General features: G+C 38.5%; 11 protein-coding genes. 10 read left to right on the forward strand and 1 reads right to left on the reverse strand.

Annotation, left to right across the window (positions count from 1 at the left end; all coding sequences use genetic code 11):
• The coding region (locus ON09_RS19875) for a KUP/HAK/KT family potassium transporter (RefSeq protein ID WP_010602824.1) at positions 1 to 949 on the reverse strand (949 nt) is incomplete at its 3' end.
• A 237-nt stretch (positions 950 to 1,186) separates the two neighbouring features.
• Here ON09_RS19875 and ON09_RS19880 point away from each other — a divergent pair.
• From ON09_RS19880 to ON09_RS19925, 10 genes are all read left to right on the forward strand, one after another.
• On the forward strand, positions 1,187 to 1,660 hold the full coding sequence (locus ON09_RS19880; RefSeq protein WP_238533755.1) for a T9SS type A sorting domain-containing protein: 474 nt from the start codon (positions 1,187 to 1,189) through the stop codon (positions 1,658 to 1,660).
• Positions 1,661 to 1,738: 78 nt separating this feature from the next.
• On the forward strand, positions 1,739 to 2,350 hold the full coding sequence (locus ON09_RS19885; RefSeq protein ID WP_010602826.1) for a fumarylacetoacetate hydrolase family protein: 612 nt from the start codon (positions 1,739 to 1,741) through the stop codon (positions 2,348 to 2,350).
• Positions 2,351 to 2,353: 3 nt separating this feature from the next.
• Positions 2,354 to 4,087 (forward strand): M23 family metallopeptidase, encoded by a 1,734-nt coding sequence (locus ON09_RS19890; RefSeq protein WP_010602827.1) that lies wholly within the window; start codon positions 2,354 to 2,356, stop codon positions 4,085 to 4,087.
• Between the two features lie 211 nt (positions 4,088 to 4,298).
• Entirely contained in the window at positions 4,299 to 4,763 is a 465-nt protein-coding gene (gene bcp / locus ON09_RS19895; protein WP_010602828.1) for a thioredoxin-dependent thiol peroxidase, read from the forward strand.
• A gap of 57 nt (positions 4,764 to 4,820) precedes the next feature.
• Complete coding sequence (locus tag ON09_RS19900; protein WP_010602829.1) at positions 4,821 to 5,666, forward strand: transketolase; 846 nt, start codon at positions 4,821 to 4,823, stop codon at positions 5,664 to 5,666.
• A 78-nt stretch (positions 5,667 to 5,744) separates the two neighbouring features.
• Positions 5,745 to 6,704: a transketolase family protein gene (locus ON09_RS19905; RefSeq protein WP_010602830.1), complete on the forward strand. Its 960-nt coding sequence runs from the start codon at positions 5,745 to 5,747 to the stop codon at positions 6,702 to 6,704.
• Between the two features lie 202 nt (positions 6,705 to 6,906).
• Entirely contained in the window at positions 6,907 to 7,467 is a 561-nt protein-coding gene (locus ON09_RS19910) for an RNA polymerase sigma factor (RefSeq protein WP_010602831.1), read from the forward strand.
• Between the two features lie 33 nt (positions 7,468 to 7,500).
• Positions 7,501 to 8,151 carry a hypothetical protein gene (locus ON09_RS19915; RefSeq protein ID WP_010602832.1) on the forward strand — a complete coding sequence of 217 codons (651 nt, stop codon included), beginning with the start codon at positions 7,501 to 7,503 and terminating at the stop codon, positions 8,149 to 8,151.
• Between the two features lie 8 nt (positions 8,152 to 8,159).
• Positions 8,160 to 8,600, forward strand: a complete 441-nt coding sequence (locus ON09_RS19920) for a hypothetical protein (protein WP_010602833.1) — start codon at positions 8,160 to 8,162, stop codon at positions 8,598 to 8,600.
• A 69-nt stretch (positions 8,601 to 8,669) separates the two neighbouring features.
• Positions 8,670 to 9,713 (forward strand): aspartate aminotransferase family protein, encoded by a 1,044-nt coding sequence (locus tag ON09_RS19925; protein ID WP_039843001.1) that lies wholly within the window; start codon positions 8,670 to 8,672, stop codon positions 9,711 to 9,713.
• The last annotated feature ends 8 nt before the right edge of the window (positions 9,714 to 9,721 follow it).

Consider the following 9,721-nt stretch of genomic DNA (forward strand, 5'->3'; position numbering starts at 1 on the left):
TTAGCGTAAATGATCCGGAAATCATGGCTTGAGAAGCAATAACCGCAGCTGTCGTTGCCAAACCAACCATAAATAATACCATGCCCGGAGGAACCAGTTCGAAAAAAGGGTTTACAAAATGTGGATCGTAATTTGGGTTTTTCAACACCCATGCCCCCTGGCCTAAGTAATTGAAAATCAACATCAATTTTACAAAAATCCAGCTAACGCGTATGTTCTGTTTACCACAATGCCCTAAATCTGAATAAAGTGCCTCAGCTCCGGTGGTACATAGAAAAACACCACCTAAAATGGCCAATGCACCGGGATTGGTTACCAGCAAATGAATGGCGTAATATGGATTTAAGGCTTTAAAAATAGATGGATCATGGATGATTTGTGCTAATCCGGAAACGCCTAGTGCCGCAAACCATAAAAACATGATGGGTCCGAACAGCTTCCCAACTAAATTGGTTCCGAATTGCTGAATAATAAATAACAGCGCAATGATGGTAATTACAATTGGAAGTACTTGTACCGTTGGAAACTTCAATTTCAATCCCTCAATGGCAGAGGTTACGGTAATACTTGGTGTAATCATCCCATCGGCAAGTAGTGCCGCCCCGCCTATAATGGCCGGTATCACCAGCCACTTGGCCTTCTTTCTGACTAACGAATACAATGAAAAAATACCACCTTCGCCTTTATTATCAGCACGTAAAGTGATCATTACATATTTAATGGTAGTTTGTAAGGTAAGTGTCCAGATTACACATGATAGTGCGCCTAACACAAGATCAGGATTGATATATGATCCGCCGCCTCCACTTTTCTCTGCTATTTCTTTAGCCGTTTTAAAAATTGCCTTTAGCGTATACAATGGTGATGTACCGATATCGCCAAAAACAATTCCCAAACTTACCAGCACCCCGCCAGCAGTTAATGCGTTGACATTTTTATGATTTGACACTTCGTTGATATTTTTAGTGCGTCAAAAGTAAACTAACTATAACAAATTAACAACCATAATATTGTGTATTTTTCACACTGTGAAAAACAAAATTTATTGTTAAATTGTGTTAAAATAACAGAGATCAATAAAATGTTTAATTTCTTTGTTTTTAATTAATACATTTGCTTTATAAATTTGATGAAACTCTACCAAATAACGTTGCTCAAAAAAATTATATGCATTTTTTGCATTGTTTTGGGGTGCAGTGTTAATTCTTGGGCACAGCAGGCTGATAGTATTCATATTAGCTTAAAAAATAGAGTAAAAAAAACCAGTAGAATTCCAGAAATTAAAGCAAATATTCAGCCTTATAAGCCGTTATTTGGTACTTTTGGGTCATCGGGCATGTTCAATACCTATTCAGGTACTGCAAAACCTTCAACTATCGCTGCCACTAAAGATAAATTATTAACCATTGTTAAAATTTATCCAAATCCTGTTGAGGAGCAATTAAATATTATCTTATCTATCGGAAAAGATGGTACACAAACTACCATTAAAATTATCGATTTATTGGGCAATGAAGTGGTAACGCTGGCTAATGAGAGATTAAACGCCGGAGAGCAAACCAAAAGCTTTAATATTCCTAGCCGCTTAAATGCTGGCATTTATTTTTTGCGTGTAATGGCAGGCGCTGAAAGTCAGGTAAAACGAATCTCAGTTTTATAACACCGTTTTCTTTTCTATTTTTGGCTCTCTGAGATTTCTACAGGTCTCTTTTCAGTTGTACTTCTAACTTTAAATAAAATGAAAATTATCGCCATTGGCCGAAATTATGCCGAACACGCAAAAGAATTAAATAATCCTGTTCCTACCACGCCTGTAATTTTCATGAAACCTGATACGGCTTTACTGAAAGATAATAAACCATTTTATTTACCTGAGTTTTCTAATGATGTGCATTATGAGCTTGAGGTAGTTTTAAAAATATGCAAAGAAGGCAAGCACATTGCCGAAAAATTTGCGGCTAACTATTATGATGAAATTGGTTTGGGAATTGATTTTACTGCCCGAGACATTCAAAGCAAACATAAAGAGAAAGGCTTGCCATGGGAACTGGCTAAGGGCTTTGACAGCTCAGCACCGGTGAGCATATTTTTGCCAAAAAGCGATTTTGAGGATATGTACAACTTAAATTTTGAATTAAAGGTAAATGGTGAAAGTCGGCAGAAAGGACATACTAAGGATTTATTATTCTCTTTTGAAAAGATCATCAGTTTTGTTTCTCAATACATTACCTTGAAAAAGGGCGACCTCATTTTTACAGGCACACCTGAAGGTGTTGGCAGAACCAATCAGGGCGATAAGCTGGAGGCTTGGTTAGAAGGAAAACAACTTTTAAATTTTGATGTTAAATAACGAATGATTAAAAATCCGATCCTGAATTTCCCTAAAATATCAACGCTACTTTTATATCTATTTGCCTTTAGTTTTGCTCAAGCTCAACAGATTTTTAGCACAAACCGATACCCCATTACCGATTTCCGTCAGCCATTAGACATCGTTCCTCCTGCCCTTGCCGGCTCTTTCGGAGAAATTCGTGGCAATCATTTCCACTCTGGTATCGATTTTCGCACCAACCAACGCGAGGGTTATCCTGTTTATGCAGTGGCTGATGGATACGTTTCTCGCCTGAGGGTTCAAAATAGCGGTTTCGGCCAGGCAATATATCTTAATCACCCAAATGGTTTCACTACTGTTTATGGCCACGTTCAACGTTTTTCGCCTAAAATAGCTGCCGTTGTTAAAAACCTGGAATACGAAAAGAAAACGTTCGAAATTGATGAGTTTCCGGAGGCGACTTTAATTCCGGTCCGCAAAGGAGAAATTATCGCCTGGTCGGGTAACCGTGGCAGTTCTGGTGGACCACATTTACATTTTGAAATCAGGGATACCAAAACTGAAGAAACCATCAACCCTCAGTTTTTTGGCATCGATATTCCTGATAATATCCCGCCAATTATCCATGGCTTATACGCTTACCGTTTAAATGGAAAAACATTTAACGAAAATACACCGAAACAAGCTATTGGAATCACGGGCGCAAACGGAAGTTATAAGGCTTTAACACCAATCAGCTTAACAGGTGAAGTGGGTTTCGGCGTGGTGGTAACTGATCGGCATAACGGACTTTCAGGTACAAACGGCGTTTACTCTATCCAACTGGAATTAGATGGAAAGATCATTTACACTTCAGCGCTGGAGCGTTTTGCTTTCGAAGACAGCAAAGCAATTAATTCTCACATCGATTATCCAACTTATCTAAATACTAAAAGAAGTATTCAAAAAAGCTTTGTAGATCCTGGTAATCCTTTAAAAATTTACAGTGGGTTAGTAAACAGCGGCAAAATCAACTTCAATGATGGAGCATCACATCAGCTTCGCTACATTATTACGGATTCCAAAGGTAATGCTTCAATTTTACCATTTACCGTTAATGCTGGCGCTGCACCAGCTGCTGCTGCAATAATCCCCGCAGGATTAATCTTTGCCTACAACAAAGCAAACGAATTTAACAGTGATGAAATTAAGGTGCTGCTTCCGCAAGGAACATTATACAACGACCTCAGCTTTGTTTATAAAAAACTTCCGAAACCTTCCGGAAATGCCTGGTCTAACATTCACCAAATTCACAACCGTTACACACCACTTCACGTTGGTTTTAATTTTTGGATTAAGGCCGATGCGCTTCCTGAAAGCCTGCGCAGCAAGGCACTTATTGTAAGTACTGGTGGTTCATCGCAAGGCGGAACATTTGAAAATGGATATGTGAAAGCCTCACCGAGAAATTTTGGTAGTTTTTATATCGCTGTTGATACCATTGCGCCAAGAATTAGTCCTGTAAATATTGCTGATGGGAAAAGCATGGCTGGCTTATCCAAAATGACTTTCAAAATCAGCGATAATCTTTCTGGAATAAAAAGCTTTAACGGATACATTGATGGAAAATGGGTATTGATGGAATTTGATGCGAAAACGGCCACCCTTTGGCACAGCTTCGATGATCGGACTGCAGCAGGAAAACATAATTTTGAATTAGTGGTCAGTGATGTGAAGGATAATGTGCGGCGTTACAGCATCTCTTTCTTTAGATAAATCCATTCAAAATATTTACGACTGAAACAGGGGAAATAAAGCCTATTCCCTTAACACCTTAATGTTGAGAAAACACTAAGACACCGCATTTTTTTTGCCATTAAAGTAGTCATTCGAAACAAGTTAAAGTCATATTTTATGCGAGTTTAAACAGTATAATAAGATAAACTGTTTAACTTGCAAAATCAATCATACCCATAAAAATAACTATATGGCAGAATTAAACGAGGGCGATCAAGCGCCAGCAATTACATCAAATGACCAGAACGGCACTGAAGTTTCGTTAAGCGACTATAAAGGCAAAATCGTTGTATTATATTTTTACCCAAAAGATGATACACCTGGTTGTACAGCCGAAGCATGCGATTTCAGAGATAATTACCAAGGTTTACAAGCTAAAGGAATTGTCGTACTCGGCGTAAGTGTTGATGATGAAAAATCACACCAAAAGTTTATAACGAAGCACAATTTACCTTTTACGTTGCTGGCGGATACCGATCAGAAAATTGTAAACGACTATGGCGTTTGGGCAGAGAAAAACATGTATGGCAAAAAATATATGGGCACTGTTCGTACTACTTTTATTATTGATGAAGAAGGAAAAATCTCACATATCATCAAAAAAGTTGATACTAAAAACGCAACACAACAGGTACTCGATTTAATCAATAACTAATTATGATATAGCAGTTAAAATATTAACTTTGCTATGTAACAACAACCTTTTATTTTAATGAAACATACAATTAAAGAGCTAGAAGATATCGCCTCACAAATCAGAAGAGATATTGTTAGAATGGTTCACGGATGTCAATCTGGCCACCCAGGCGCTTCACTAGGCTGTGCAGATTTTTTTACCGCTTTATATTTTGAAGTGTTAAACCACAAAACGGATTTCACAATGGAAGGTAAAGGTGAAGATTTATTTTTCCTTTCAAACGGACATATTTCGCCAGTGTGGTACAGTACGCTAGCACATGCTGGTTATTTTGAAAAAAGCGAATTGGCAACGTTCCGTAAATTGGATTCGAGATTACAAGGACACCCAACTACGCATGAGCACTTGCCAGGAATCCGCATTGCTTCAGGTTCATTAGGCCAGGGATTGTCAGTTGCTATTGGTGCTGCTTTAGCAAAAAAACTAAACAGTGATAATGCTCACGTTTTTGCCTTATTAGGCGATGGCGAATTACAGGAAGGACAAAACTGGGAAGCAGCAATGTTTGCCCCTTTCAACAAAGTTGATCATCTAATTGCTTCGGTTGATTATAACGGCCAACAAATTGATGGACCAACCAGTAAAGTTCTTGCTTTGGATGATTTACAAGCAAAATTTGAAGCTTTCGGATGGCACGTTATTAACACAGATGGTAATGATATGCAAGCCATAGTTGAAGGCTTACATTATGCTAAAACGTTAACCGGAAAAGGCAAACCAATCTTAAATTTGATGAGTACGCAAATGGGTGCTGGTGTAGATTATATGGTTGGCTCACACAAATGGCATGGCACAGCACCAAACGACGAGCAATTGGCTTCGGCATTGGCGCAATTACCAGAAACTTTAGGGGATTATTAAGCCCCATCACCCCCCGAAGGGGGGAGTAAATAACTTTTAATTTTAACTACAAATAAAGCCCCTTTAGGGGTTTGGGGTATGAAAAAATACACATATACAGAAAAAAAAGATACACGTTCAGGTTTCGGAGCTGGTTTACATGAAGCAGGAAAGAAAAATGAAAACGTTGTTGCATTATGTGCCGATTTAGTTGGATCGCTTAAAATGGATGCTTTTATTAAAGATTTTCCTGAGCGTTTTACACAAGTTGGTATTGCAGAAGCAAATATGATTGGTATTGCAGCCGGTATGACTATTGGTGGGAAAATTCCGTTTACCGGAACTTTTGCAAACTTTTCTACAGGTCGTGTTTACGATCAGATTCGTCAATCAGTAGCTTATTCAAATAAAAACGTTAAAATTTGTGCATCTCATGCTGGTTTAACTTTAGGAGAAGATGGAGCAACGCACCAAATTCTAGAAGATATCGGTTTGATGAAAATGTTGCCAGGAATGGTGGTTATCAATCCTTGTGATTACAATCAAACCAAAGCGGCAACTATTGCCATTGCCGAATATGAAGGCCCGGTTTACCTGCGTTTTGGTCGCCCGGTAATTCCCGTATTTACCGATCCTGATCAAAAATTTGAGATTGGAAAAGCCTGGATGGTAAACGAAGGAACTGATGTTACGATCATTGCAACTGGCCACATGGTTTGGAAAGCGATTGAAGCTGGCGAAAAATTGGCTGAATTGGGCATTGATGCGGAAATTATCAATATCCACACCATTAAACCTTTGGATGATGAGGCGATCTTAAAATCTGTAAAGAAAACTGGCTGCGTAGTAACTTGCGAAGAACACAATAAATTTGGCGGTTTAGGCGAAAGTGTTGCCCGTTTATTAACTACAGAATTACCTACACCACAAGAATTTGTAGCTACTAACGATACTTTCGGCGAAAGCGGAACACCAGATCAATTAATGTCTAAATACGGCTTAGATGCAGTGAACATTGTTGAGGCTGTGCAAAAAGTAATTGGTAGAAAGAAAGCATAGGTTTCTGAATATTAAAAAGGAAATAGAGAACGGGGAATAGATAATAGCTTTCTTTGCTATTGCAAGTTATTTTGAATTGCCCATTCCCTATTTCCCATTTACCAAACACGACTACCTATTTAGCATTACCTATTCCAATTTCCTTATTGTTACATTCTTCGCCCCGGTCTTTACCAATACCCCTCCTCTCTAAAAAATATAGATGAAACAAGTTGAAGATTCAGAAATTCTTGCAATGTTTGCTGTTGAGAAAACGCGTAATGAGGCTTTTAATCTTCTGCTAAAAAAATATCAACAAAAAATTTACTGGCACATCCGGCGTTTGGTGCTCAATCATGATGATTGTGATGACTTGCTCCAGGAAGTTTTTGTTAAAGTCTGGAAAAACCTGGATAAATTTAGAAGCGATTCGCAGTTATACACCTGGATTTATCGCATCGCGACCAATGAGTCGATCACTTTTCTAAATAAACAGAAGCAGAAAAATAATACGCCACTTGATGAAGTGTCTTCAGAGCTGGCAGACAATTTAGTCGCGTCATCTTATTTCAATGGCGATAAACTGGAGCTCAAACTGCAAAAAGCCATCCTTACCCTTCCCGAAAAACAGCGTATTATTTTCAACATGAAATATTTTGATGACATGAAATATGAAGAAATATCTGAAGTATTAGGAACGTCTGTAGGAGCACTAAAAGCATCATTTCACATCGCAGCAAAAAAAATTGAGGCTATTATTACAAATGATGAAATTGATTATTAAACCTTTTCCAAAAAATTGTATCATATATCCGTGATGAATGAAAATATAGAAGATAACGATTGGAAAAAGGATGCACCCTGCCTTGCTGCAATGGGGAAAAAGAACCCTTTTACAGTACCGGATCACTATTTTGAAGGTGTAACGGAATCGGTGCGACGGGCAGTATTTGTAGATGGACTAAGGCAGCGCACAGCTGAAAATGCTTTTGAAGTTCCACAAAATTATTTCGAAGAACTTACCGAACGTTTAGAAACCAATGTAAGGTTGTCGGAATTGCCCGTAGCTGAAAACGCTTTTGGTGTTCCGGAAAATTATTTTGCCAACCTGCAAAATCGAATTGCAGCCAAAATCGAAGCAGAACAACCTCAAAAGGTTGCGAAGATTGTTCCACTTTGGAGGCGTGATATTGTAAAGTATGCCAGTGCAGCTTGTTTTGTTATCATTGCATCGTTTGGTGCTTATTTTTATCATAACAATACTTCTATACCCGTTGCGCAAACACAGCCTGCAGAACTTGCCAACGAGCAAATGTTGTACGATATTGATGAAAGTACCATTATCGAACATTTGGAAGCCCAAAACATAAGCACATCCAAAACTACTTCTGCCTCAGATACAGAAATGGAAAACTATATATTGAGCAATTACTCTCCAAGTGATTTGACTCATGAATTAAATAACTAATTAAAAAAATGAAGAATTTATTATTCGTTGCTTTAATGTTCCTGTTACCCACTACCCTTTTGGCACAACGACCAAAGGGCGAGGAAATCGAATCGTTAAAAATTGCCTTTTTCACTCAAAAACTAGATCTTTCTCCAGAAGAAGCTAAAGTATTCTGGCCAATTTACAACGATATGCAGACTGAGCAAAATGCGCTACGCAAAGAACGCATGCAAAAAATGATCTCTTATAGAAAAACTACAGAGATTGATAATTTAAGTGATGCTCAGGTTCAGAGTTTAATTACCAGTGAATTCGATTTTAAACAGCGAGACCTAAATCTTGATAAAAAATACTACAACCGTTTAAAATCCAGTTTACCAATTAAAGTGGTCGGAAAGTTTTACAGAGCACAAGAGGGATTTAAGCGAGAGTTGCTTAACCGCTTTAAAGGCGGACCAAAAAATTAGATACAAAGACTTGCAGCGATGCAGGTCTTTTTTATTTCAAAGGCTATTTGATTTCCGTACTTTTGTACCATGCTTACCCAACGCCAGTTGTTTTTACAACACAATGCACAAACCTCTCCCGAACCTTTAATGCTCGAATTTGTAAGGGCAAAAGGTGTTTACATTTACGATTCTTCTGATAAAAAACATTTAGACCTGATTGCTGGTATTGGTGTGAGCAATGTTGGCCACTGCCACCCTGCAGTTGTAGAAGCTATAAAAGCACAAGCTGAAACCTACATGCATTTAATGGTTTACGGTGAGTATGTACAAACGCCACAGGTTAACTTCGCCAAAGCATTGGCCGACATTTTACCAAAAAACTTAAGCTGCACTTACTTTTTAAATTCGGGAACAGAGGCGGTTGAGGGCGCTATGAAACTGGCCAAACGTTATACGGGAAGGAAAGGATTTATCGCTTGTAAAAATGCTTATCATGGCAGCACACAAGGTGCCGAAAGTTTGATGGAAAGCGATTTCTATTCTTCAGGCTACGGGCCGTTTTTGCCAAACGTAAGTTTCATTCAACATAACAATTTAGTTGATCTTGAAAAAATTACTGATGAAATAGCCGCAGTCTTTATCGAACCCATTCAGGGTGAAGCCGGAATTCGCGTTGCTGATTTAGAATACATGCAGGCATTGAGGGCAAAATGTACCGCGACCAAAACACTTCTAATTTTCGATGAAATTCAATCTGGTTTCGGCCGGAGTGGCAAAATGTTTGCCTTTGAGCACTACGATGTTGTTCCAGATGTATTACTTCTGGCAAAAGGAATTGGTGGCGGCATGCCGATTGGCGCTTTCATCAGTTCACTCGAAATCATGTCGGTTTTATCACATAGCCCTATTTTAGGTCACATGACCACTTTTGGTGGCCACCCGGTTTGCTGTGCTGCTGGCTTGGCTACGCTAAGAACCTTGGTCGACAATAAGATTGTTGATCAGGTAGAAGAAAAAGGACAACTTTTCAAAACACTCTTGAAACATCCGGCCATTAAAGAAATTAGAGGTAAAGGTTTAATGCTGGCTGTTGAATTCGAAAATTTCGACATCAATAAAAAAAATAATTGATGCCTGTA

Origin of the sequence: Pedobacter agri PB92, from assembly GCF_000258495.1 — a bacterium.
GTDB classification, from domain to species: Bacteria; Bacteroidota; Bacteroidia; order Sphingobacteriales; family Sphingobacteriaceae; genus Pedobacter; species Pedobacter agri.

What these genes read in the sequence shown, in the direction of transcription:
- ON09_RS19885 (WP_010602826.1), top strand. Translation starts at nt 1,739, where the DNA reads ATGAAAATTATCGCCATTGGCCGAAATTATGCCGAACACGCAAAAGAA.
- ON09_RS19890 (WP_010602827.1), top strand. Translation starts at nt 2,354, where the DNA reads ATGATTAAAAATCCGATCCTGAATTTCCCTAAAATATCAACGCTACTT.
- bcp (WP_010602828.1), top strand. Translation starts at nt 4,299, where the DNA reads ATGGCAGAATTAAACGAGGGCGATCAAGCGCCAGCAATTACATCAAAT.
- ON09_RS19900 (WP_010602829.1), top strand. Translation starts at nt 4,821, where the DNA reads ATGAAACATACAATTAAAGAGCTAGAAGATATCGCCTCACAAATCAGA.
- ON09_RS19905 (WP_010602830.1), top strand. Translation starts at nt 5,745, where the DNA reads ATGAAAAAATACACATATACAGAAAAAAAAGATACACGTTCAGGTTTC.
- ON09_RS19910 (WP_010602831.1), top strand. Translation starts at nt 6,907, where the DNA reads ATGAAACAAGTTGAAGATTCAGAAATTCTTGCAATGTTTGCTGTTGAG.
- ON09_RS19915 (WP_010602832.1), top strand. Translation starts at nt 7,501, where the DNA reads ATGAATGAAAATATAGAAGATAACGATTGGAAAAAGGATGCACCCTGC.
- ON09_RS19920 (WP_010602833.1), top strand. Translation starts at nt 8,160, where the DNA reads ATGAAGAATTTATTATTCGTTGCTTTAATGTTCCTGTTACCCACTACC.
- ON09_RS19925 (WP_039843001.1), top strand. Translation starts at nt 8,670, where the DNA reads ATGCTTACCCAACGCCAGTTGTTTTTACAACACAATGCACAAACCTCT.